Source organism: Roseococcus sp. SYP-B2431 (assembly GCF_004336745.1).
In the GTDB taxonomy this organism is placed as follows: domain Bacteria; phylum Pseudomonadota; class Alphaproteobacteria; order Acetobacterales; family Acetobacteraceae; genus Roseococcus.
Genome location: NZ_SJXD01000025.1, coordinates 438,765 through 463,263, shown reverse-complemented (window position 1 = coordinate 463,263; position 24,499 = coordinate 438,765). Strand labels below are relative to the sequence as shown.

Sequence of the window (24,499 nt, the reverse complement as noted above, 5' to 3'; positions counted from 1 at the left end):
CATGTCGATCTCCGAGCCCTTCATCCGGCGGCCCATCGCGACGGTGATGCTCTCGGTGGGCCTGGCGCTGGCCGGGATGGTCGCCTATTTCGGCCTGCCGGTCGCGCCGCTGCCGCGCATGGACCTGCCGACCATCGTGGTCTCGGCGAGCCAGCCGGGCGCCGATCCCGCGGTCATGGCCTCCTCCGTCGCGGCGCCGCTGGAGCGGCGGCTGGGCGCCATCGCCGGGGTCTCGGAGATGACCTCGCGCTCCTCGCTCGGCAGCACCTCGGTCGTCGTGCAGTTCGACCTGAACCGCTCGGTCTCCGACGCGGCGAAGGACGTGCAGGCGGCGATCAACGCCGCCGGGACCGACCTGCCCGCCGGCCTGCCGAACCCGCCCACCTTCCGCAAGGCCAATCCCGCCGACGCGCCCATCCTGATCCTCGCCGTCACCTCCGACACCCTGGCGCCGGGCGCGGTCTACGACGCGGTGGACAGCATCGTCTCGCCGCGCATCGCCCGGATCGACGGCGTGGCGCAGGTGCAGGTGACCGGGGCGGAGCAGCCGGCCATCCGGATCCAGGTGGACCCCGCCGCCGCGGCCTCGGCCGGGATCTCGCTGGAGAACATCCGCAGCACCGTCACCAGATCCAACATCACCCAGCCGACCGGCCTCATCGACGGCACCGAGCAGGGCGGCGCCATCTCGATCAACGACCGGATCGACCAGGCGCAGGACTACGCCAACCTCATCCTACGCGCGCAGGACGGCGCGATCATGCGCCTCTCCCACATCGCCCATGTCGAGCTCGGCGTGCGCGACCGGCGGCAGGGCGGCAGCTACAATGGCCGGCCGGCCGTCATCGCCGTCATCTACAAGCAGCCCGACGCCAATGTGATCGAGGTGGTGGACAACATCCAGAAGCTGCTGCCCGACCTGCAGCGCTGGCTGCCGAACGGCGTGCACGTCCACACCATCCGCGACCGTTCCGAGACCATCCGCGCCAGCGTGGAGGAGGTGCAGTTCACGCTCGTCATCTCGATCGTCCTGGTCGTCCTGGTCGTGGCGGCCTTCCTGCGCCGCCGGGCCGCGGTCTTCGCCGCGGCCATCTCCGTGCCGCTCTCGCTGCTGGGCACCCTCGCGGTGATGTGGCTGCTGGGCTACTCGCTCGACAACCTCTCGCTGATGGCGTTGACCATCTCGGTCGGCTTCGTCGTGGACGACGCCATCGTCATGATCGAGAACATGACCCGATTGCGCGAGAAGGGCATGCCCGCCATGGAAGCCGCCCTCGAGGGCGCGCGGCAGATCGGCTTCACGGTCGTCTCCATCACCCTCTCGCTGATCGCGGTCTTCATCCCGCTGCTCTTCATGCCGGGCATCGTGGGGCGGATGTTCCGCGAATTCTCCGTCACGCTGGCCGTCGCCGTCGCCTTCTCGGCGGTCATCTCGCTGACCGTCACGCCCATGGTCGCCGCGCGCATGGCTTCCGGCGTGGAGCGCAGGCCGGGCTGGTTCGGCCGCGCCTTCGAATGGGTCATGGCCGCGACGATCGAGGGCTACATGGCGAGCCTGAAGGTCGTGCTGCGGTTCCGCGCGATCATGCTGCTCTTCACGGTGAGCCTCGTCGGCCTCACGGTCTGGCTCTACATCATCGTGCCCAAGGACTTCTTCCCGGCGCAGGATACCGGGCTGATCGCCGGCACCGTGCAGGCGGCGCCCGACACCTCCTTCCAGACCATGATGGGCCTCCAGCAAAGGGCGGTGGACATCATCATGGCCGATCCGGGCGTCGCCTCGCTCGGCGTCTCGGTGGGCGGCGGCGGCGGCGGTTCCGGCAGCACGGCCCGGATGTTCATCTCGCTGAAGCCGGAATCCGAAAGGCCGGGCGTCACGGCCAACGACATCATCAACCGGCTGCGCGGGCCGCTCAACCGAATCCCCGGGGCGCAGACCTTCATGCGCTCGGTGCAGGACATCAACGTGGGCGGCCGCGCCGGCAATGCCTCCTTCCAATACGCGCTGCTGGCGCCCGACCTCGACGAGTTGCAGACCTGGTCGGAACGGCTGGTGCGGCAGCTGCGGACCGTGCCGCAGCTCGCCGACGTCTCCTCGGACCAGGAGCGCGCGGGGCTGGTCTCGCGGCTGGTGGTGGACCGCGACGCCGCCGCGCGCCTCGGCCTCAGCATCCAGGCGATCAACCAGACGCTCAACAATGCCTTCGCGCAGCGGCAGGTGAGCGTGATCTACCGCACGCGCAACCAGTACCGCGTCATCATGGAGATCGACCCGCGCCTGACCGAGGATCCCCGCCAGCTGGACGACATCTACGTGTCCGGCAGCGGCGGCCAGGTGCCGCTCAGCGCGGTCACGCGGCTGGAGCGGTCGAGCGCGCCGCTCTCCATCATGCACCAGGGGCAGTTCCCGGCCTCGACCATCACCTTCAACCTCGCGCCCGGCGTGGCGCTGGGCGAGGCGGCGGCGCTGGTCGAGCAGGCGCAGCGCGCCATCGGCATGCCGGCCACCGTGCGCGGCGAGTTCGCCGGCAATGCGCGCGTCTTCCGCTCCTTCCAGACCGGCCAGACCCTGCTCATCCTCGCGGCGCTGGTCAGCATCTACCTGGTGCTCGGCATTCTCTACGAGAGCCTGATCCACCCGCTGACCATCATCTCCACCCTGCCGACGGCCGGCATCGGCGCGCTGCTGGCCCTGATCCTGACGAACACGCCCTTCACGGTGATCGCGCTGATCGGCGTGATCCTTCTGATGGGCATCGTGAAGAAGAACGCAATCATGATGGTGGACTTCGCGCTCCAGCACGAGCGCGAGGGCGGCGAGCCGGGCGAGCAGGCCATCCTGGAGGCCTGCCGCGAGCGCTTCCGCCCCATCCTGATGACGACGCTCGCCGCCCTGCTGGGCGCCATTCCGCTGGCGATCGGCACCGGGCCGGGCAGCGAGCTGCGCCAGCCGCTCGGCATCGCGATCATCGGCGGCCTGGCGCTGTCGCAGCTGCTGACGCTCTACACGACGCCCGTGGTGTACCTGGCGCTGGAGAGCCTGGCGGGCGGGAAGCGCGAGCGGATCGCCGCGCCGCCCTTGCCGGCGGAGTAGCAGGCCCTTCCTTCCTGATCCGGCCGCAAAACGGCCGGCGCCGCCCACACCACAGCCAGGCCTGGTGTTCCAGTGGCGCGGCGAAGCCGAGGCGGCGGGCCCGCGCCCGGCGCCTGAGGGCACAAATCAGTGCAGCTTCACCGTCGGCGCCGGGCGCTGCGAGAAGAGCGACAGCCAGTAGCGCCACAGGGTCGGCGCCTTGCCGAGCAGGGCCGCCAGATGCATCTGGTACAGCGACCGGTACATCAGCCGGGCGAAAAGCCCCTCGACGAAGAAGCTGCGCCCCAGCAGCCCGCCCATGAGGCTTCCCACGGTGCTGTACCTCCCCAGCGACACGAGCGAGCCGAAGTCGCGATAGACGAAGGGCTCCAGCGGCTTCCCCTCCAGGATTCGCTCCACCAGCCCGATCATGTGCGACGCCATCTGGTGCGCCGCCTGGGCCCGCGGCGGCACGGGCTGGTCGCGGCCCGGCTGCGGGCAGGCGGCGCAGTCGCCGATCGCGAAGATGGCGGGGTCGCGCGTCGTCCGCAGCGTCTGCTCCACCACGAGCTGGTTGATGCGGTTGGTCTCGAGCCCGCCGATCCCCTGCAGGAAGTCGGGCCCCTTCACCCCCGCCGCCCAGACGATGAGCTCCGCGGGGAGGAAGCCGCCATCGGCCAGCACGATCCCTTCCGCGCGCACCTCGGCGACGCGGGTGCCGGTGCGGACTTCCACGCCCAGCTCGCGCAGCAGGCGCATGGTCTCGCCGGCGATGCGCTCGGGCAGGGCGGGCAGGATGCGCGGCGCCGCCTCCACCAGGACGATCCGGATGTCGCGCTCCGGCACGATGTGGTCGAGCCCATAGGCCACCACCGCGCGCACGGTCCGGTGGAGCTCGGCCGCCAGCTCCGTGCCGGTGGCCCCGGCGCCGATGACGGCGACATGGAGCTGCCCCGGCCGCACGGGCTCCTCCTGGGCATTGGCGCGCAGGCAGGCGTTGATGAGGCGGCGGTGGAAGCGGCTCGCCTGATCCGTCGTGTCGAGCGGGATGGCGTACCGGGCCGCGCCCGGCGTGCCGAAATCATTGGTGACGCTGCCCACGGCCATGACGAGCGTGTCGTAGCCCAGGCGGGTCGCGGGCGTGATCTCGCGCCCCTCCTCGTCGAAGGTGGGGCCGAGCTCGATCTCCCGGGCCTCGCGGTCCAGGCCGGTCATCTCGCCGAAGCGGTAGGTGAAGTGGTTCCAGTGCGCCTGGGCGAGGTAGTCGAGCTCGTTCTGCGCCCGGTCCAGGCTGCCGGCGGCGACCTCGTGCAGCAGCGGCTTCCACAGATGCGTCCGCGCGCGCTCCACCAGCGTGATGCCGGCGCGGTCGCCCCGGCCGTACTGCCTGCCGAGCCGCGTGGCCAACTCGAGCCCGGCCGCGCCCCCGCCGACGATGACGATGCGATGCATGAGGAACCTCCAGTCCCGCAGATGGCGTGGCGGCGGCCCCGGGGAAAGATGCTCCGGGCCGGGGCTTCATGGAAAGGAAACCGGGAAGCGCCTCGACGCGCCTCCTGGACACCGCCTCCGGCTTGCGCGAATTCCCATGCCGATCCAGCTTGTCGCCGCGCCGCGGGGAGAGCGGCAAACTCGCGCAAAGGCTCTGACCCCCCGTATGGCGGAAGAACGTCCGGACATCGCCGACCACAACTTCCTCGCCGGTGGTGGCGAGATGGGGAATCTGGTGGAGCGCTTCGAATGGGCCGCCAGCGCCATCGGGCCCATCGCCGGCTGGCCGCAGAGCCTGCGCAGCACCGTCTCGCTCATGCTGCGCTCGCCCATCGCCATGGTCCTGCTCTGGGGCGAGGACGGCGTCATGATCTACAACGACGCCTATGCCGGCTTCGCGGGGCGGCGCCACCCGGAGCTGCTGGGCTCCAAGGTGCGCGAGGGCTGGCCTGAGGTCGCGGCCTTCAACGACAACGTCATGAAGGTCGGCCTCGCCGGCGGCACGCTGGAATACGAGGACCGGGAGCTCGTCCTGTACCGCCACGGCACCGCCGAGCAGGTCTGGATGAACCTCTACTACTCGCCGGTGATCGACGAGAGCGGCCGGCCCGGCGGCGTCATCTGCCACCTCGTCGAGACCAGCGGGAAGGTGCGCGCCGCCCGCTGGCTCAGCGGCGAGCGCGAGCGGCTGCGGCAGATGTTCGAGCAGGCCCCCGGCTTCATCGCCGTGCTGACCGGCGAGCGCCATGTTTTCGAGCTCGCGAACCCTGCCTTCCAGCAGCTCGTCGGCCATCGCGAGGTGGTGGGCCTGCCGATCCGCGAGGCGCTGCCGGAGCTGGAGGGCCAGGGCTTCTTCGGCCTGATGGATCAGGTCTATGCCTCGGGCGTGGCCTATTCCGGCGCCGGCCTCGCGATGCGGCTCCAGCGCAGGCCCGGCGCCGCCCCGCAGCTGCGGCATGTCGACCTCGTCTACCAGCCGCTGCGCGATGGGGCGGGGGCGATCTTCGGCCTCTTCGTCCAGGGGCTCGACGCGACGGACCGGGTGGCCGCCGAGCGGGCGGCGCGCGCCAGCGAGGCGCAGTTCGAGACCTTCGCCCAGGCCATGCCGAACCACGTCTGGACCGCGCTGCCGGACGGCCGGCTCGATTGGTTCAACGTCAAGGTCTACGAATACAGCGGCGCCGCGCCCGGCTCGCTGGACGGCAAGGGCTGGGCCGGCATCGTCCATCCGGAGGACATGGCCGGCGCCGAGGAGCGCTGGGCCGAGGCCGTCGCCTCGGAGGAGATCTACGAGACCCAGTTCCGGCTCCGCCGCGCCGACGGGACCTGGCGGTGGCACCTGTCGCGCGCCCTGCCGATCCGCGGCGAGGACGGGCAGGTCCGGCGCTGGATCGGCACCAACACCGACATCGAGGACGAGCGCGCCGCGGGCGAGGCGCTGTCCGACCTCGCCGACACGCTGGAGCAGCAGGTCGAGCAGCGCACCGCCGAGCGCGACCGCATGTGGCGCCTCTCGACCGACCTCATGATCGTGGTGCGCTTCGACGGCACGATCCTGGCCGTGAACCCCGCCTGGACGAGCCTGCTCGGCTGGACCGAGCAGGAGGCGCTGGGCCATCCGCTGCTGGATTTCGTGCATCCGGAGGACCGGGCGCCCACCATCGGCCAGATGGACCGCCTCGCGGCCGGGGCGCGGACCATCGGCTTCCAGAACCGCTTCCGGGTGAAGGCGGGCGGCACCTGCATCCTCTCCTGGACCGCCGTCCCCGATGGCGGGCTGATCCACGGCGTCGGCCGGGACGTGACGGCGGAGCATGAGGCCGCGGCCGCGCTGAAGGCCTCCGAGGCGGCGCTGCAGCAGTCGCAGAAGATGGAGACCATCGGCAAGCTCACCGGCGGCGTCGCGCACGACTTCAACAACCTGCTGCAGGTCATCTCGGGCAACCTCGAGCTGCTGGCGCGCGAGATCGGCGAGGACCAGCGGGCCGGCCGCCTCGTCGGCAACGCGCTGGCCGGCGTCGCGCGCGGTTCCAAGCTCGCCAGCCAGCTGCTGGCCTTTGGCCGCCGGCAGCCCCTGGCGCCCAAGGTGATGAACATCGGCCGGCTGATCACCGGCATGGACGACATGCTGCGCCGCGCGCTGGGCGAGACGGTGGAGGTCGAAACCGTCGTCTCCGGCGGGCTGTGGAACACGATGATCGATCCGACGCAGATCGAGACCGCGCTGCTCAACCTCGCCATCAACGCGCGCGACGCGATGGAGGGCGGGGGCAAGCTCACCATCGAGGCCGGAAATGCCTTCCTGGACGACTATTACGTCCGCCACAACGACGAGGTGGAGCCGGGGCAATACGTGGTGCTGGCGGTGACCGACACCGGCTCCGGCATGCCGGCCGAGGTCGCGCAGCAGGCCTTCGAGCCCTTCTTCTCGACCAAGCCCGAAGGCAAGGGCACCGGCCTCGGCCTTTCCATGGTCTACGGCTTCGTGAAGCAGTCCGGCGGGCATGTGAAGATCTATTCGGAGCTCGGCCAGGGCACGACCGTGAAGCTCTATTTGCCGCGCGCCGACCAGCGCGAGGACATCGTGCCCGGCAGCGACCACGGCCCGGTCGCCGGCGGGACGGAGACCATCCTCGTCGCCGAGGACGACGAGCAGGTGCTGGAGACCACCGTCGCCGTGCTGACCAACCTCGGCTACCGCGTGCTGAAGGCGCGCGATGCGGCCAGTGCCTTCACGGTGATCGAGAGCGGCATCAAGGTGGACCTGCTCTTCACCGACGTGGTGATGCCGGGGCCGATGAAGAGCACCGAGCTGGCGCGCAAGGCCGCCGAGCGCCAGCCCGACATCGCGGTGATCTTCACCTCCGGCTACACCGACAACGCCATCGTCCATGGCGGCCGGCTCGATCCGGGGGTGGAGCTGCTGTCCAAGCCCTATACGCTCGACGCGCTGGCCCGGAAGGTGCGGCAGGTGCTGTCGAGCCGGCCGCCGCGAAGGCCGGAGCCGGCCCGCCGCGCCGCCGAGGCGTCCTCGAAGGGGGCCGACGGCCTGCGGATCCTGCTGGTGGAGGACGACCTCATCATCCGCATGAGCACCGCCGAGCTCCTTCGCAAGCTCGGCCACGAGGTGCTGGAGGCCGGCGACGGCAAGCAGGCGCTGGCCGTCATCGAGAGGGGCGCGCCGCTCGACGTGCTCTTCACCGATATCGGGCTGCCCGGCATGCCGGGCACGGAGGTCGCGGCCCTTGTGCGCGCGGCGCGGCCGGAGATCGGGGTCATCTTCGCGACCGGCTACAACGAGCGGCCCGCCATGGCCGGCCAGGCCAATGTCCACCTCCTGAGCAAGCCCTATGGCGGCGCCGAGATCACGCGGGTGCTGGAGGCGGCGCGGAAGAAGCCGGGCTGAGTCAGCCGCGCGAGGCCAGGCTCCAGCTCACGCCGAAGGGGTCCCTGAGCTGGCCGTAGCGGTCGCCCCAGAACTGGACGGCCAGCGGCATGGTGATCGTCATTCCCGCCTCGACGGCGCGCTCCCACCAGAAATCGACATCCTCCACCTGGAGGTGCAGCGTGGTGCCGTGGTGCTCCTTCGCGGGATGGCCGTGCTCGGGCCAGGGGTCGGTCATCATCAGCGAGCCGCCGTTGATGTAGAGGTGGACATGCATGGTGCGGCCGCTCCCGTCGGGCGGCATGGCGCCGGCGATCTCGGCGCCCAGGGCCGTCCGGTAGAATTCGGCGGCCTTCATGGCGCCCTCCACCATCAGATAGGGGGCGATGCCGCCCTTCACCTCGGGCAGTCTTTGGCCGTCATTCATGGTCTTCTCCTTTGTGTCCGGGCTTCCGGCGCCGTGCCCAAGGACGCGGCGAGGGGTCCCGATCCGACATCCCGGGTCAGGAATCTTTCGCCAGCCGGTCGAGATGCGTGCGGATATGCGCGGCCTCGGCCAGCGTGCCGGCCAGGGCGATCGCCCGCCCGAAGGCGCTGCGCGCCTCGTCGATGCGGCCGAGCTCGCGCAGCAGCGCGCCCTTGAGCCCATGGAAGGGGAAGTAGCCGGACAGCCGGTCGCCCAGCGGCTCCACCATCTCCAGCGCCGCCGCTGCGCCCCGCGTCTTCGACACCGCAACGGCGCGATTCAGCGTCACCACCGGCGAGGGCTGCATGCGCTCCAGCGCGGCATAGAGCCGGTCGATCTGCGGCCAGTCCGTCTCCTCCGGCCGCGCCGCGCGGGCGTGCAGGGCGGCGATGGCGGCCTGGACCTGGTAGGGCGCGGGCGCGCGGTGGCGCATCGCCTTGTCGATGAGGGCGAGGCCCTCGGCGATCATGGCGCGGTTCCACAGGCCGCGATCCTGCTCCTCCAGCAGGATCACGGCGCCCCCCGCGTCGAAGCGGGCCGGCGTGCGGGCCTGCTGCAGCAGGAGCAGCGCGGTCAGGCCCATGATCTCGGGCTCGGTCGGGAACAGCCGCAGCAGCAGCCGCGCGAGACGGATGGCCTCGCCGGCCAGGGCGGCCCGATCGCTTGCCGCGCGATCGTGCCCGGCGGCGGAATAGCCCTCGTTGAAGATGAGATAGACCATGGTCGCGACGGCACCGAGGCGTTCGGCGCGCTCCGCCGCGCCCGGCGTCTCGAAGGGCAGCGCGGCGGCGGCGATGCGGGCCTTGGCCCGGGTGATGCGCTGCTCCATGGCGGCCTCGCCCACGAGGAAGGCGCGGGCGATCTCGCGCACCGGCACGCCGGAGACGATGCGGAGCGCGAGCGGGATCTGCTGCGCCAGGGTCAGCGCCGGATGGCAGCAGATGAAGAGCAGGCGCAGCACGTCGTCGCGGTAGTCGGATTCGTCAAGGCGTTCCGCGAGCGGGGACTCCGCGTCCTCCAGGTCGGAGAGCCGTTCGTCCTCGGGCAGCGGCGCCTCGCGCGCCCGCCGCCGCTTGCCGTCGATCGCGGCGTTGCGGGCGACCATGATGAGCCAGGCCGTCGGGTCGCGCGGCGGGCCGTTCACCGGCCAGTGCTTCAGCGCCCGCAGCGAGGCGTCCTGGAAGGCCTCCTCGGCCGTGTCCAGGTCGCGGAAGTGGCGCAGCAGCGCGCCCACCGCCTTGGGGCGGGCCGAGACCAGCGCGGCTTCGATCCAGGCGAGGTCCGTCACCCGCCCTCCATTCCTTTCACCTGGCCTCCGGGCCGGAAGATCGCGAGCGGCCGGATCTCGAAGGCGCCAGCCGTGCCGCTGGCGGCGGCCAGCTCCCTCGCCGTCTCCAGCGCCTGCTCCAGATCCGTGCAATCCACGATGTAGAAGCCGAGCAGCTGCTCCTTCGTCTCGGCGAAGGGACCGTCGATGACGAGCTGTTCCCGCCCCTTGCGCAGCGTCATGGCCGAGGTCGTGGGCAGCAGCCGCGCGACGGGGCCGAGCCGCCCCTGCGCGGCCAGCTTCTCCTGCACCGTGCCGAGGCGGGCCATGGCGGCGGCCTCCTCCTCCTTGGTCCAGGCCCAGACCACGTCCTCGGAATCGTAGCAGAGAATGGCATAGAGCATGCGGCGGGGCCTCCTGGCTCAAGGACGGAGGAGGAGGCCGCGCGCCGACATCCTCATCCGGGAAAATCGTCAAGGCCGATCCGCCGGAGACGGACCAGCACGAGCCGGTCGCCGTCGAGGCGCAGATCGGCGAGGGCCTGGCCGCCGGTCGGGCAGCAATGGCCGTCGGCGTCGCGCCAGAGCGACATGCGCGCGGTCATGCGGGCGAAATCGTAGTCGACGCCCTTCAGGACGCCGAGTCCCGCGGGCAGGTGCCGCGGCAGGGCCAGCTTCCAGCTTTCCAGCTCGACCTCGCGCCAGGCGTCGCCGGACCGGCGATAGAGCAGGTCCGCATTGCCGTGCCCGCTGCCGGCCCGGAAGCCGTTCGCGGCCAGGAGAAGGCCGTCGTCATGCTCGACGAGCCGGGGCGCCTGCCAGTCGTAGCCCTCGAAGGACCAGGTGAGCGGGTGCAGCTCCCGGCCGCGCCGTTCGAAGACCAGCAGGCCGCCAGTGGTGCCCGTCTCGGGCGTGAAGCCGCGCTGGAACTGCCATCGCAGCTCCATCCCGTCCTCGCCGCGCAGCACCCCGCCGGCCAGGACGCGGCAGCCGCGCAAGGGGCCGACGCATCCCTCGCCGAGGCGCTCGGTCCGGGACGGGACGGCGCGGCGATGGGCCAGCTCCCGCCGCAGCCGCTCGGTCTCGGTCGCGAGCACGGCGAGGCGATCCCCCGGCGAGAGGGTGGCCCAGTGCGCCTCGTCCTCCAACTCCGCGCGCCGCGCGGACCAGGTAGCCCGACGCAGTGAAGCGGCGAGGACCTGCCGCCAGAGCGGCTCCATGGCCCGATAGGCCGCCGCGACCTCCGGCGTCGCCCGGGCCTCCGCGGCGAGAAGGCAGAGCAATGGCGCGGCGGTCATCGCCAGTCGCCGCACCGTCCTGAGCACGCCAGCCTCCCGGGGATCTTCTCCGGCCAGGATCGCCTCCGGCCCGCCGGATCGCAAGCTGCTTGCCCATGCCCGCGCGACGTGCCGCAATGTACGAAGCCTTCGCAGGAAGCTGTCCGATGAACCAGATCGCCTCCCCCAGGACCGTCCACAGCACCTGCTGGGAATGCTCCGCCTATTGCGGCTCGATCCTCACCGTCGACGATGCCGGCCGGGTGGTGAAGGTGGCGCCGAACCCGGCCAGCCCCGTCTCGCGCGGGGCCTTCTGCGTCAAGGGCATCAGGGCGCTTCCCGAGCAGACCTACCAGGACAGCCGCCTGCGCCACCCGCTGCGCCGGGTGGGTCCGCGCGGCTCCGGCCAATGGGAGCAGGTGAGCTGGGACTCCGCGCTGGACGAGATGGCGCGGCGGATGGCCGAGGTCCGCGGCAAATACGGCCCGAAGTCGCTCGTCGGCGCGGTCAGCGGCGCCGCCTTCAGTCGCGGGCCGATCATGGCGCTGCTGATGCGCTCGCTGGGCTCGCCCAACTGGATGATCAATCAGGATCTCTGCGGCGGATGCCGCGGGGTGAGCGACAAGGTCACCGGCCTCTCCATCCAGGGGGGCGAGGAGGTGGAGGCCGCCCGCTGCCTGCTCATCGTCGGCCGCAACCCGGCCATGGCCGATCCGCCGCAATGGATCGAGGTGAAGAAAATGCAGGCGCGCGGCGGGAAGATCATCGTGATCGACCCCTTCCGCACCCAGGCGGCCGAGATCGCCGACCTCTGGCTCCGGCCGGAGCCGGGCACGGACGGCGCCATCGCCATGGCGATGGTCCGCCACCTCATCTTGAACGGCCTCTACGCCCGCGACTTCGTGGCGCGCTACACCCACGGCTTCGAGAAGCTGGCCGAACGCGCGACGCGCTATACGCCCGAGGTGGCCGCGGACATCACCGGCTGCCCGGCCGCCGACATCCAGCGCGCGGCGGAGATGTACGCCGACGGCCCCTCCTGCTTCGTCTCCGGCCATGGGATCGACGCCGCCAGCAACGGCGTGCAGACCTTCCGCGCCTTCCATGCGCTGGTGGCCATCAGCGGCAATCTCGACCGGCCCGGCGGCAATCGCCGCGCCAAGCGGCCGGCCGGCTTCCGGACCTGGATGGACCTGATCCACGACAGCCGCTTCCGCCTTCCCGAGGAGGTCGAGAAGCAGACCATCGGCGCCGACAAGTACCCGCTCTGGGCCGGGCCGCTGGGCTGGCAGACGGCCTGCCACAACAGCTCCGTCCTCGACGCCATGCTGACCGGCGAGCCCTATCCGGTGCGCGCGCTCTATGCGAGCGGGGTGAACATCACGGTGATGTATCCCGACACGCGGCGCACGCTGGACGCGCTGCGCTCGCTCGACTTCTTCGCCGTCGCCGCCCAGACCATGACGCCCACCGCCGCCATGGCCGACCTCGTCCTGCCCAAGACCACCGGGCTGGAGGAGGAGGAGGTCACGCTCACCGCCAAGGGGCCATGCATCACCTACACGGCCGCCGTGGGCGCGCCACAGGGCGAGGCGCGCTGCGACCTGACCATCGCGGCGGGCCTGCTGGACCGCATGCGCGCGCTGGGCGCCGTCGAGGCCGAGCTGCTGCCCTGGAAGACCCCCGAGGCGTTCAACCGCTTCCTCATCGGCGATTCCAACATCGATCTCGACGCGCTGAAGGAGAAGGGATTCCTCGAATTCCCCTACCGCATGGGCGATTTCGAGAACCAGAAGTTCGCGACGCCGACCGGCAAGATCGAGCTCTGGTCCACCCTGCTGGAGCGCTTCGGCCTCGATCCCCTGCCCGACTACATGCCCCCGCTCGACCGCGTGGTGGAGAAAGATCCCGACTTCCCGCTGCGGCTGCAGACCGGGATCCGGGAGAAGACCTATCACCACTCCCGCTTCCGCGAGCAGGCCTGGGCCCGGAAGGTCTCGCCGGATCCCAAGGTCTATGTGAACCCGGTGACGGCCGCGGAATACGGCCTCGCCGAGGAGGACTAAATCAAGGTCGAGACGCAGGGCGGCAAGGGGCCGGTGCGGCTGCGCGTGCAGGTCTCGGACCGCACACAGCCCGGCGTGCTCACCACCGGCGTGGGCTGGTGGCTGCCGGAGCGGCCCGGGCCGGAATTCGGCGTGCTGGAGGTGAACGTGAACGCCGCGCTGTCCTACACCGGGCCCGCGGACCCGATCAGCGGCTCGGTGAACACCGGCGCCATCCCCTGCCGGATGGAGCTCATTCCCGCGGGAGGCTGAGCCGGCGCGGCGCGTGACCTGACGGCGAGGTAACCCGCCAACGGATTGGCGGCCCACGAAATTTCATCCTATGCTCACGAACTCGAGTTGCCGCCGGACTGCCGGAGGCTGGGAAACGTCGAAGATGGATATCGGGCCGCCCAAGCGCGCTGCGCAGGAAGGCGTCGATCAGGTGAGGCGGGACAGACCGCGGCGTCGCCTGTTTCGGGCAGCGGCCTTCGTTCTGGTCGTGCTCGCCGGCCTGGGCCTGAGCTTCCGCTGGCTGCACTGGCAGTTCCACCATGTCGTGCTCGACGACGCCCGCGTGGCCTCGGACATGATCACCCTCGCCAGCCGCGTGCCCGGCTGGGTGACGCAGATCCCGCCCGTCGCCGGCGACAGCCTGCGCGAGGGCGCGCTCCTCGTGCAGATGGACGGCCGCGAATCCGCGCTGGCCGTCGAGGAGCTGAACGCCCGCATCGCCGGCATCGGCGCCCGCCGGGCCGAGCTGGAGGCGCGCCTCGCCATGGTGGACCGCACCAGCGCCAGCGCGCATGAGGCCGCCATCGCCAAGCTGGACTCCGCCCGGGCCGCCCTGCCCGCCGCCGAGGCGGAGCGCGTCTTCGCCGAGGCGGAGCTGGCCCGCGCCCAGAGCCTCATCGCCAGCGGCAGCGGAACGCGGCAAAGCGTGGAGCGGCTGCGCGCCGGCCTCGACACCTCCCGCCAGCGGGTGATCTCCGCCGCCGCCGAGATCCGCAACGCCGATGCGCTGATGGCCGCGGCACTGGCCGCCCGCGAGGAGATGCAGGTCATCGCCCGCCAGCTCGAGGCGCTCGGCCCACAGGAGCGCGAGCTGACCGCGACGCGCGACCGCGCCGCGCTGGACCTTGCCGACCGCACCATGCGCATGCCCTTCGACGGCGTGGTGGACCGCATCTTCGTGGACCCAGGCGAATACGTCCTGGCCGGGCAGCGCATCATCCTGGTGCACAACCCCGCGCAGATCCGCATCGAGGCCAATGTGAAGGAGACGGAGGTCCGCTTCTTCCGTCCGGGCACGCCGGTGCGCGTGACGGTGGACGCCTGGCCCGGGCGCGAGTTTCCTGGCGTGGTGGACCGCGTCATCGAGGCCGCGACCAGCGAGTTCGCCCTGCTGCCGAGCCCCAATCCGAGCGGCAACTTCACCCGCATCACCCAGCGCCTGCCGGTCCGCGTGCGGCTCGACCCGCCGCCTCCGGCAGGCGTGCTGCGCCCCGGCATGCTGGTCCGGGTGGAGGCCGAGGCCAATGAATAGGGGCGCGCGTGAGTGAACCGGCCCGCGGCGGCGCCTCCATCGAGGCCATGTTCGCTCGCTTCGGCCCCGCCTACCGCTGGTACGTGACGCTGACGGCGCTGACGGGCACCATCTCCTGCATCCTCTCCTCCACCATCGTGGTCGTTGCGCTGCCCGACATCATGGGCGCGCTGGGCATGGGACAGGAGGAAGGGCAGCTCCTCGCGACCGGCTTCCTGGCCGCCAATACCGGCTTCATGCTGGTGAACGCCTGGGCCGTGGACCGCTTCGGCTTCAAGATCACCTATGTCGGCTCCATCGCGATCTTCGTGGTCACCTCCCTGCTCGCCGGCTTCGCGACGGACACGACCGTCATGGTCGTCTGCCGCGTGCTGCAGGGCGGCTCGGCGGGGCTGCTGCAGCCGCTCTCCATGCAGATCATCTTCCTCGTCTTCCCGCCCGAGCGACGCGGCACGGCGATGGGGCTGTTCAGCTTCGGCGTGGTGATGGCGCCCGCCATCGGGCCGACGCTCGGCGGCGTGCTGGTGGACCACTATTCCTGGCATGCGGTGTTCTTCCTCTCGCTGCCGACGGCGCTGCTGGGGCTGGTCATGGGCATGGCCTTCATGCCCGGCCGCCTCTCGGCCGGGACGCGCGCCTTCGACTGGCCGGGCGCGATCCTGCTGGCCCTCGCCATGACGACGCTGCTCTCGGGCCTCACCAACGGCCAGCAGCACGGCTGGGGCTCGGACCGCGTGACGGTCGAGCTCACGATCGCGGGCTTCTCGGCGCTGGCCTTCGTCACCTGGCAGGGCTTCGCGCGCTCGCCGCTGATGGATCTGCGGCTGTTCCGCCACTGGGGCTTCACCGGCGCGGCGATGGTCGCCTTCATCTACGGCGGCGCGATCTTCGGCTCGACCTACCTGCTGCCGCTGCTGGTGCAGGTGGTGCAGGGCTATACGCCCACGCGCTCCGGGCTGATCCTGATGCCGGCGGGCTTCGCCGTGGCCTTCGCCTTTCTCCTCGCCGGGCGGCTGGCGGATTTCCTGCCTCCCTGGCTCCCGGTGTGCCTCGGCCTTCTGCTCTTCGCCTATTCGAGCTGGCTGATCTCGGGCGTCGGCACGGACAGCTCCTTCTGGCAGCTCGCGATCTGGATCCTGATCGGGCGCGTCGGGCTCGGGCTGACCATGCCCAACATGAACGTGGGAGCGATGCGGGCGTTGCCGCCCTCGCTGCTCGGCCAGGGCGCGGGCAGCATCAACTTCTTCCGCATGCTGGGCGGCGCCTTCGGGACGAACCTGCTGGCCGTCTACCTGGAGCGGCGCACGCAGCTGCACGCCGAGGGCCTGAACGCCTATATCGATGGCGGGACCGCGACGATGGAGGTCCGGCGGCTGCTCGAAAACCTCTACACGCAGGGCGGGCTGCCGGAGGTGGTGCGGCGCGACGCCGCGCACGACTTCCTCATGCGGATGGTGGAGGCGCAGGCGGGGCTGATGGGCTTCCGCGACGCCTTCGTCGCGGTGGGGCTGGCCTGCCTGCTGGCGGTGCTGCCGGGGCTGACGCTCAGGCAGAAGCCACCGGGGGCGCGGGTCCGCTAACGTGATCTCCTTGGCCCCGCCCGATGAAGCCGAGTTTGAGGCACAGCTCAGCGCCTATCAGGCGAATGTGGTAGTGGTCACGCGTTGCTTTTTTGCAATGACGGCGATCAATCGCTTCGCCTCGCAAGACTCCACGCTCCTCGAGCGGCTGAACCATGCGCCCGAGTTCTGGAACCTCGTGCAGGCAACCAATCAGACGACGCTGTTCATCACGCTCGGTCGCATTCTCGACCAAACGGACGCTCGCTTCTCTCTCGACAAGCTGGTTAAGGGCGCGCAGAGCAACAGTGGTGCAATATTCGCCGAATCCCGCTTAGCTGACCGGAAGCGACGAGGAAGTGCCAACGCGGATGAATGGCTCTGTGATTACCTCAAGAACATCTACGTCCCGTTGCCGAAGGATTTCCGCGCGCTCCGTCGGGCCTGCGATCACTACCGGCGACGATTTGAAGCGATTTACCGTCCCATCCGCAACCAGGTCTATGCCCACAGCATCGCCGCGAGAGCAGAAGCGGCGGAGCTATTCGCAGCAACAAATCTCATCGAGATGCAGCGGATTATCCGCTTCCTGGACCGCGTGGGTAGTAGCTTATGGCTCGTCTATTGGAACGGCGAGAACCCGCTGCATCGACGTCGGTTCCCTCCTGTGTCGGTGGAGCGGCTTGCGAATACCCCACCTCGTTCCGGCGGCTCGTCTGATCAAGAAATCATCTTCCACGCAGTTCGCAAGGTCATGGAACAGCTCGGGAAGCGCTGAAGGCGCCACGATAACGGTGGGACGTTTCAGCGCGCACCTCAACAACCAAGCCCTAATCGCCGCACCACGCGCAGGAGCCGAGCCGCGCGCTCTCAGCGCCGCTTGAGCGCCGACAGATCGCGCACCGCACCCCTCGCCGCGCTGCTCGCCAGCGCGGCATAGGCCTTGAGCGCCGTCGTCACGTTGCGCTTGCGCGGCTCGGTCGGGTGCCAGGCCGCCTCGCCCTTCGCTTCCATCTTCGCCCGGCGATGCGCCATCTCCTCGTCGGACACCGCGAGCTGAATGGTCCGCGAGGGAATGTCGATCTCGATCAGGTCGCCGGTCTCGACGAGCCCGATCGGCCCGCCCTCGGCGGCTTCCGGCGAAACATGCCCGATCGACAGGCCCGACGAGCCGCCCGAGAACCGCCCGTCCGTCACCAGCGCGCAGACCTTCCCGAGACCCTTCGACTTCAGGTAGCTCGTCGGATAGAGCATCTCCTGCATGCCCGGCCCTCCGCGCGGCCCTTCGTAGATCACCACCACGACCTCGCCGGCCTTCACCGCGCCGCCCAGAATGCCTTCGACCGCCGCATCCTGGCTCTCGAAGACCCTCGCGGGGCCGGTGAACTTCAGGATCGCGGCGTCCACGCCGGCCGTCTTCACGATGCAGCCCTCGGCCGCGATGTTGCCGTAGAGCACGGCGAGGCCGCCATCCTTCGAGAAGGCGTGCTCCATGTCGCGGATGACGCCGGTCTCGCGGTCCATGTCCACCTCTTCCCAGCGCTCGGACTGCGAGAAGGCGACCTGGGTCGGCACGCCGCCGGGCGCCGCGCAGAAGAACTCCGGCACCGTGTTGTCCACCGTGCGGCGGACGTCCCAGCTCTCCAGAGCCTCGCCGAGCGTCGGCGCGTCCACGCGGCTGACGGTGGTGTCGATCAGCCCGCCGCGCTCCAGCTCGCCCAGGATGGCCATGATGCCGCCCGCATGGTGCACGTCCTCGACATGCACGTCGGCGACCGAGGGCGCGACCTTGCACAGCACCGGCACGCGGCGCGAGAGCCGGTCGATATCGGCCATGGAGAAGGGCACCTCGCCCTCATGCGCGGCGGCCAGCAGGTGCAGCACCGTGTTGGTGGAGCCGCCCATGGCGATGTCGAGCGTCATCGCGTTCTCGAAGGCCGCGACGGTCGCGATCTCGCGCGGGAGCACGGAGAAGTCATCGGTCTCGTAGTGGCGCCGCGTGATCTCGACGATGCGGCGGCCGGCCTCGAGGAAGAGGCGCTTGCGGTCGGCATGCGTGGCCAGCACCGTGCCGTTGCCAGGCAGCGCCAGGCCCAGCGCCTCGGTCAGGCAGTTCATGGAATTGGCGGTGAACATGCCCGAGCAGGAGCCGCAGGTCGGGCAGGCGGAGCGCTCCATGGCCTCCACCTCCTCGTCGGTGACGCTGCTGTCGGCGGCGACGATCATGGCGTCGATCAGGTCCACCTTCCGCTTCTTGCCGCGATGCACGAGCTTGCCGGCCTCCATCGGGCCACCGGAGACGAAGATGGTGGGGATGTTGAGGCGCATCGCGGCCATCAGCATGCCGGGCGTGATCTTGTCGCAATTGGAGATGCAGACCAACGCGTCGGCGCAATGGGCGTTGACCATGTACTCGACGGCATCGGCGATGAGCTCGCGCGAGGGCAGGCTGTAGAGCATGCCGTCATGGCCCATGGCGATGCCGTCATCGACCGCGATGGTGTTGAATTCCTTGGCGACGCCGCCGGCCGCCTCGATCTCGCGCGCGACCAGCTGGCCCAGGTCCTTCAGATGGACATGGCCCGGGACGAACTGCGTGAAGCTGTTGGCGATGGCGATGATGGGCTTGCCGAAATCGCCGTCCTTCATGCCGGTGGCGCGCCAGAGGCCGCGGGCGCCGGCCATGTTGCGGCCATGGGTGGTGGTGCGCGAACGATACTGGGGCATGCGGGGCAAAGTCCTGGCGTTGTCTTGGATCAGCCGATTCATATAGCGATGCCCGCTGGCCAGGGCTATCCGGTGGACTCGCCAGGGGCGAGGACCATGCCGCCGTCGGGCAGCGGGATGCGCTGGAAGCGGGTGGCGAAGACGCGGTCCAGCTCGGGGCTTTGCAGCACCTCGGCCGGGTCCGCCTCGATCACCGCCCGGCCGGATTCCATGAGCAGCAGCCGGTCGCACCAGCGGGCCGCGAGGTTGAGGTCGTGCACCACGACGGCCACCGCCGCGCCGCCATCCGCGAGCCGGCGCAGCCGGGCCATCAGGGACGCCGCCTGCCCCACATCGAGGGCCGCGGCCGGCTCGTCGGCCAGGACCACGGGCGGGTCGGGCGCCAGCACGGCGGCGGCCAGCGCCCGCGCGCGCTCGCCGCCGGAGAGGGTGGACCAGTGGCGCTTCAGGATGGCGCCCAGGCCGAAATGCCCGGCGAGCGCCTCCAGCCCCGGCGCGTTCCGGCCGGCGCGGTCCAGGCCGAGGCGCAGCAATTCGTCGACCCGGTAATCCCAATGCGGCTCGAAATGCTGCGGCAGATGGCCGATCAGGGCGGCGCGCTCGCGGCGCGGCCAGTCCGGCAGCGGGCGGCCCATCAACGTGACGCCACCGGAAGCGGGCGAGAGCTGGCCGATGAGCAGCTTCACCAGCGTGGACTTCCCGGCGCCGTTGGGGCCGATGATGCCGAGCACCGCACCGCGCGCCAGCGCCGTCGAGACGCCATGCACCAGGGGCGAGCCGCCGGCCGTGAAGTGGAGCCCCCTGCCCTCCAGCACCACCTCAGCCACGCCGCACCTCGCGCGCCAGGACGAGGAGGAAGAAGGGCCCGCCGATCAGCGCCGTCACCAGCCCGAGCGGGATCTCCGCCGGCGGCAGCACGGCCCGCGCCAGCCCGTCGCAGAGCATCACGAGCCCCGCCCCGATCGCCGCCGCGCGCGGCATCAGCCCGCGATGCAGCGGCCCGTGCCGCCAGCGCGCGATATGCGGCGCCATCAGCCCCACGAAGCCGACCAGCCCGCCCCAGACCGTCGAGACCGCGACGATGAAGGCGGCCGCCAGCACGGCCAGCGCCACGAAGCGCCGCACCGGCAGGCCGAAGCTCTCCGCCACGCCTTCGCCGAGGCCGAGCAGGTCCAGCCCGCGCGACAGCGACTGGCCCAGCGCCACCGCCGCGACCGTCAGCGCCGCCAGCAGCGCGAGCTCCGGCCAGGAGGGGGTCTGCACCCCGCCCAATGCCCAGGAGAGCACCGCCTGCAGGCTCACCGTCTCGTCGGACAGCGCAAGCATGAGGAACGAGCGCAGCGCCGCCAGCACGGCCGCGACCGCGACGCCGGCCAGCAGCAGCGCCGCGATGGAGGCGCGCCCCGTCAGCCGCGCCATGGCCAGCACCAGCCAGGTCGCGCCCCAGGCGCCCAGGAAGGCGAGCAGCGGCAGGGCCAGCGCGGCCGGGACGGGCAGCACGACCAGCAGCGCGACGGTCGCGCCCACCGCCGCCCCGCCCGCGCTGCCGAGCAGATAGGGCTCGGCCAGGGGATTGCGGAACACGCCCTGGAAAATGGCGCCGCCCAGCGCCAGCAGCGCGCCCACGCAGCCCGCCGCCAGCACGCGCGGCACGCGCCATTGCAGGATGAGATGCGACATGGGCGTCGCCGGATCGGTGATCAGCGCCAGCATCTCGGCCGGGCTCAGCGTCTCCGCGCCCAGCAGCAGACCCGCCGCGAGCCCGATGACCGGCAATAGGAAGATCACGCGGCAAAGGCCTCCGGATGCAGGATCCGCGCGACGCTCTCCACGCCGTTCACGGCGCGCGGTCCCGGGATCAGCAGCTCCGAGCGCGATACCACATGCACCCGGCCCTGGCGCACCGCCGCGATCCCGGCGAAGCCCGGGCGCAGCGCCACCTCGGCGGCCTGGTCCGGCCGCCCGGCGACGAGATAGATCTCCGGATCGGCACGGAGGATGGCCTCGCCCGAGACCTGCGGCGGGCCGGCGGCGGGCAGCGGCGGCAAGGCGGGGACGCCGCCGGCGCGGATCAGGATGTCCATGGTGTAGGTGTCCGGCCGGGGGGTGCCGTAGGCGCCGCGGCCGGTGGAGGACACTTCCAGGAAGACCCGCACCGGCGGCCGGCCCGCGATCCTGGCGGCGACCGCCTCGAGCCGGACCGGCAGGCCGCGCAGCAGTTCCGCCGCGCGCTCCTCGGAGCCGGTCGCGCGCGCCAGCAGCTCGATATTGGAGAAGATGCGCGGCAGGTTCCCATGGATCACGACGAGGCACGGGATTCCCAGCCGCGACAGCGGCGCGATCAGCAGATGCGCGGCCTGCCGGGCCGGCGTCATCACCACGAGGTCCGGCGCCAGCCGCGCGATGGCCTCGGCCGAGAAGCCCAGCCGCCCGCCCACCTTGGGCAGGTTCACGACCTCGGGCGGGAAGCGCGTGAAGGCCTCGATCCCCACCAGGCGCGGCACGAGGCCGAGAGAAGCCAGCATCTCCACATTGGAGGCGAAGATGCCGATGATCCGCTGAGGCGACGCCGGGATCTCCACGCGCCGTCCCAGCCCGTCCTCCATCGCGCGCGGCCAGCCCTCCGCGCGCGCCTCTCCTGCATGGAGCAGCAAAGGCGTGGCGAGGAGGGACCGGCGGCGCATCTTCAGAAGGTGAACCGCAGGCCGCCGATGAACTCACGGCCCGGCGCCGAATTGCCGCGCCCGCCATTCGCCAGGCGCGCATCCCCCAGGAAGGGGTTCGAGGCCGTCGCGATGAAGAGCGCGTGGTAGTTCTCGTCCAGGATGTTGTTGATCGCACCGAAGACGCGGAGGTTCGGGCGGTCCTCGAAGGGCTGCACGCTCGCGCGCAAGTTGAACACCCAGAAGGCGTCCTTGCGGTGCACGTAGTCGCGGAAGGGCTCGGCCTGCGGGATCAGCAGGTTCTCCTCCGTGTTGTAATGGACCGGGCCGCGCAGGATGCCTTGCAGCGTCACATCCCAGCGCGGCTGGCTCACCGTCGTGCTGATCCCCGCCTGGTAGCGGTACATGCGCTCGACATTGCGCGTATTGGCGGCGCGCGAGGCGCCGTCGTCGCGCATGTCGAAGTTCCACGAGGCGTTCACATTGGCCCGCCAGCGGAATGTCTCGATGCCCAGATGCCGCGCGAGATCGGCCTCCAGCTGCACCTCCAGCCCGCGCACCACCACGTCGCCGGGGTTGTTGGCATAGTCGCTGGTGGTGCTGTCGCGCGGGCGGACGCGGGTGATGATGCGGTCCGAGATGGTGTTCTGGAACAGCGCGAGATCGGCGCGGAAGCCAGAACGGAACCAGGCAGCGCCGACCTCGTATTGCAGGTTCGTCTCCGGCTTCAGATTCGCATTGCCAAAGGTGCGCCCGCCGCCGAGCGCGGTGAAATCGGCGGCCAGCTCCGTCGCGGTCGGCGCGCGGAAGCCCGTGGAGGCATTGGCGCGCAGCGCGACGGAAGGCACCGGCCGCCAGGAGGCGCCGGCCGACCAGGTGGTCGCGTCGTAGTCCTGGCTGCCCGCGCGCTGGAGGGGCAGGTTCGGCGTGGGATCGAAGGCCGTGTTGCCCCAGGTCTGGCGGACACCGGCGCGCAGCGTCACGCGGTCGTCGAAGAGCTGCTGCGAGAGTTCCGTGTAGAGGCCGGCATTCATGTCCGTCTGGTTGTTGTCGAGCGGCGAGACCTGGCCCGCCGGGCCGCCCGGCATGGGGATGCGGCTCCGGGTGGAGCGCAGCACGGAGCGCTCGAGGTCCAGCCCCACCAGGATCTCCGCCCCCTGCCAGAGCCGCATCGAGGGCTGCAGGCGCGTGCCGAAGATGTCCAGCACGCGGCGGTTGTCGTCGTGATCCGTGCCCGGCATGGGCAGGCCGGCGGCGCTGCGCTGGATGGGCGCGCGCCAGCGCAGGTTGTCGATGTCGCGCACCGCATAGGCCTGCAGGTTCCAGCGGAAGCGCGCATCCGCCGTGGCGCCTTCGAGGGTGAGGTCCGCCGAGTGGTTGGTCCGGTCCTCGTGGTTGGAGGTGTTCCAGGCCGAGCCGAGGAAGCCGGTGTTGTAGGTGCCGTCCGTGCGCGCGCTGAGGCCGATGCGTCCGATATTCGTCTCCACGCCGAGCGCCGCGGCGCCGCCCGCCCGGTTCCACTGCGTGCCCTTCAGGATAGGCCCGCCATTGCCGGCGCCGTAGCTGTCGCGCCGCCCGCCCGAGAGGCCGACATAGATGTCGCCGGCGCGGATGTCGTAGGCGCCCGACCCCTGCGGCGCGACGTTCACGTCCCGGACATTCATGCCGTAGCGCAGGCGCCCCTCGGCGAGGCCCCAGGAGCCCCCGGCCACCTCGGCGAAGCCGCCGGGCGAGGTGCGGCCGTCGCGCATGATGAGGTTGATCACGCCGCCGATCGCCTGGCTGCCATAGACCACGCTGGCCGGGCCGCGGATGATCTCGATGCGCTCCACCTCGGCGGGGCTGAGCTTGGAGAGGTTGGCGGTGCCGGCGCGGCGGCCGTTCACCAGGACCAGCACCTGGCTGCGGAAGTCGCGCCCCTGCCCGTCCGTCGCGCCGCCGCGGATGTTGATGCTGGTCTGGCCCGGCGTCCATTCGGAGAAGAAGCCGACGGCGTTCTCGGCCAGCAGGTCCGTCATGTTCTGGGCGGTGCTGCGGCGGATGGTCTCCTGGTCGATGACCTGGACGGTGCCGGCCAGGCTGGAGCGCGGCTCCGGCCTGCCCGTGGCCGTGACGACCATCTCGTCGAGCGTGACGGGGATGCGGACCTCCTGCGCCTGGGCCGCGGTGGGAAGGATCGCCGCGGTGGCGAGAAGAACGCGGCGCATCAGGCGAGATCCCAGATCAGCAGGGCGGAGAGCTTGGGGGCCGAGAGTTCGAGGCCTCCATCGGGCAGGGGTTTCAGGGCGATCCGCAGATGCTCCTCCAGGGCGGCGCGGCGCTCGTCATCGGCCGCGAGCCGAAGCTGCATGGCGCAATGCGCGAAGGCCTCCCCGCGCGTGCCGAAGCGGGCGGAAAAGCTCCAGGGGAAGAGCGCGCTGCGGCTGGGCTGGTGCCGCGGGCCGAGGGCGGCAAGCACCGCCGTCACCGCCGGCCTCTCCTCCTCGCGGTGCAGATGCGCGGGCAGCGCGCCGGAGAGGCACCAGCGCTTCGGGCCGCGCTGCGCCGGCACGATCCAGGCGACCGCCCGGGTGGCGTAGAAGCGCATCAGGCCGAGCAGCTGTTCCGCAGCCTCCAGCGGACCGGAGGTATTGGCGGCCAGCGCCACATCCACGGGCGGGATCGGCGGCAGTTCCTGCCATGGCGCGTCGATCGGGCGCAGGCCCGGATGGCTCGTGCGCGACAGGCGGCCGAGCCGCGCGCGCAGGTAGCGGCTGGGCTCGACGGCAAGCCAGGGCGCCGCGGGCGCGACCCAGCCGAGCACGGGATGCCCGGCGCCGGCGCCGAGGTCGAGCAGGCTCGCGGGCCGGCCCAGCGCGGCGAGCAGCGCGGCCGAAGCCTGCGTGCCGTAATCCGAGCGGTCCATGCCGCGCGCGTAGAAGCGCGCCGCGGGGTCACCCCAGATGGGTTGTGGAGAGGCGGCCTGCGGCGCCGGGGAAAGACTCATTGCGTCACCTGTCCC

Annotated in this window: 18 protein-coding genes; 7 read left to right on the top strand and 11 right to left on the bottom strand. The window is 71.0% G+C overall.

Features of this window, described 5'->3' with window-relative positions; translation table 11 throughout:
* Window position 1 precedes the first annotated feature (1 nt).
* Window positions 2-3,094 carry an efflux RND transporter permease subunit gene (locus EJV46_RS13505; protein WP_131549159.1) on the top strand — a complete coding sequence of 1,031 codons (3,093 nt, stop codon included), beginning with the start codon at window positions 2-4 and terminating at the stop codon, window positions 3,092-3,094.
* Window positions 3,095-3,220: 126 nt separating this feature from the next.
* Here EJV46_RS13505 and EJV46_RS13500 read toward each other — a convergent pair whose 3' ends face one another.
* Complete coding sequence (locus EJV46_RS13500; RefSeq protein ID WP_131549158.1) at window positions 3,221-4,525, bottom strand: NAD(P)/FAD-dependent oxidoreductase; 1,305 nt, start codon at window positions 4,523-4,525, stop codon at window positions 3,221-3,223.
* A gap of 205 nt (window positions 4,526-4,730) precedes the next feature.
* On the opposite strand from EJV46_RS13500, the gene EJV46_RS13495 reads away from it, so the two are divergent.
* Window positions 4,731-7,970 (top strand): PAS domain-containing protein, encoded by a 3,240-nt coding sequence (locus tag EJV46_RS13495; RefSeq protein WP_131549157.1) that lies wholly within the window; start codon window positions 4,731-4,733, stop codon window positions 7,968-7,970.
* 1 nt (window position 7,971) lies between these two features.
* On the opposite strand, the gene EJV46_RS13490 is transcribed toward EJV46_RS13495, so the two are convergent.
* The 4 genes from EJV46_RS13490 to EJV46_RS13475 form a co-directional block, all read right to left on the bottom strand.
* Window positions 7,972-8,376, bottom strand: a complete 405-nt coding sequence (locus EJV46_RS13490) for a glyoxalase/bleomycin resistance/extradiol dioxygenase family protein (RefSeq protein ID WP_131549156.1) — start codon at window positions 8,374-8,376, stop codon at window positions 7,972-7,974.
* A 76-nt stretch (window positions 8,377-8,452) separates the two neighbouring features.
* Window positions 8,453-9,703 carry an RNA polymerase sigma factor gene (locus EJV46_RS13485; protein ID WP_131549155.1) on the bottom strand — a complete coding sequence of 417 codons (1,251 nt, stop codon included), beginning with the start codon at window positions 9,701-9,703 and terminating at the stop codon, window positions 8,453-8,455.
* Complete coding sequence (locus EJV46_RS13480) at window positions 9,700-10,086, bottom strand: YciI family protein (protein WP_131549154.1); 387 nt, start codon at window positions 10,084-10,086, stop codon at window positions 9,700-9,702. Before EJV46_RS13480 ends, EJV46_RS13485 begins: the two co-directional genes overlap by 4 nt.
* Window positions 10,087-10,139: 53 nt before the next feature.
* A complete protein-coding gene (locus tag EJV46_RS13475) occupies window positions 10,140-11,006 on the bottom strand; it encodes a hypothetical protein (protein ID WP_131549153.1) in 867 nt (288 codons plus the stop codon).
* 119 nt (window positions 11,007-11,125) lie between these two features.
* Here EJV46_RS13475 and EJV46_RS13470 point away from each other — a divergent pair, with 119 nt between their 5' ends.
* The 5 genes from EJV46_RS13470 (at window position 11,126) to EJV46_RS13450 (ending at window position 16,886) form a co-directional block, all read left to right on the top strand.
* The gene (locus EJV46_RS13470; protein ID WP_165585520.1) at window positions 11,126-13,024 is read left to right on the top strand and encodes a molybdopterin-dependent oxidoreductase; all 1,899 of its coding nucleotides are present in this window, start codon (window positions 11,126-11,128) and stop codon (window positions 13,022-13,024) included.
* A 33-nt stretch (window positions 13,025-13,057) separates the two neighbouring features.
* On the top strand, window positions 13,058-13,276 hold the full coding sequence (locus tag EJV46_RS13465; RefSeq protein WP_131549151.1) for a hypothetical protein: 219 nt from the start codon (window positions 13,058-13,060) through the stop codon (window positions 13,274-13,276).
* Window positions 13,277-13,448: 172 nt separating this feature from the next.
* Window positions 13,449-14,549, top strand: coding sequence for an HlyD family secretion protein (locus EJV46_RS13460; protein ID WP_165585519.1), 1,101 nt, complete (start codon window positions 13,449-13,451; stop codon window positions 14,547-14,549).
* A gap of 8 nt (window positions 14,550-14,557) precedes the next feature.
* Window positions 14,558-16,129 carry an MDR family MFS transporter gene (locus EJV46_RS13455; protein WP_131549149.1) on the top strand — a complete coding sequence of 524 codons (1,572 nt, stop codon included), beginning with the start codon at window positions 14,558-14,560 and terminating at the stop codon, window positions 16,127-16,129.
* Window positions 16,130-16,139: 10 nt separating this feature from the next.
* Window positions 16,140-16,886, top strand: coding sequence for a hypothetical protein (locus tag EJV46_RS13450; RefSeq protein WP_131549148.1), 747 nt, complete (start codon window positions 16,140-16,142; stop codon window positions 16,884-16,886).
* Window positions 16,887-16,978: 92 nt separating this feature from the next.
* Here EJV46_RS13450 and ilvD read toward each other — a convergent pair whose 3' ends face one another.
* The 6 genes from ilvD to EJV46_RS13425 form a co-directional block, all read right to left on the bottom strand.
* Window positions 16,979-18,835, bottom strand: a complete 1,857-nt coding sequence (gene ilvD, locus EJV46_RS13445) for a dihydroxy-acid dehydratase (protein WP_131549147.1) — start codon at window positions 18,833-18,835, stop codon at window positions 16,979-16,981.
* A gap of 65 nt (window positions 18,836-18,900) precedes the next feature.
* On the bottom strand, window positions 18,901-19,650 hold the full coding sequence (locus tag EJV46_RS13440) for an ABC transporter ATP-binding protein (RefSeq protein ID WP_408893550.1): 750 nt from the start codon (window positions 19,648-19,650) through the stop codon (window positions 18,901-18,903).
* 4 nt (window positions 19,651-19,654) lie between these two features.
* Window positions 19,655-20,623, bottom strand: coding sequence for an iron ABC transporter permease (locus EJV46_RS23065; RefSeq protein ID WP_206020807.1), 969 nt, complete (start codon window positions 20,621-20,623; stop codon window positions 19,655-19,657).
* Window positions 20,620-21,519, bottom strand: a complete 900-nt coding sequence (locus EJV46_RS23060) for an ABC transporter substrate-binding protein (protein ID WP_206020806.1) — start codon at window positions 21,517-21,519, stop codon at window positions 20,620-20,622. Before EJV46_RS23060 ends, EJV46_RS23065 begins: the two co-directional genes overlap by 4 nt.
* A gap of 2 nt (window positions 21,520-21,521) precedes the next feature.
* Window positions 21,522-23,705 (bottom strand): TonB-dependent receptor, encoded by a 2,184-nt coding sequence (locus tag EJV46_RS13430; protein ID WP_131549145.1) that lies wholly within the window; start codon window positions 23,703-23,705, stop codon window positions 21,522-21,524.
* The gene (locus EJV46_RS13425; protein WP_131549144.1) at window positions 23,705-24,484 is read right to left on the bottom strand and encodes a hypothetical protein; all 780 of its coding nucleotides are present in this window, start codon (window positions 24,482-24,484) and stop codon (window positions 23,705-23,707) included. Before EJV46_RS13425 ends, EJV46_RS13430 begins: the two co-directional genes overlap by 1 nt.
* Between the last annotated feature and the right edge of the window lie 15 nt (window positions 24,485-24,499).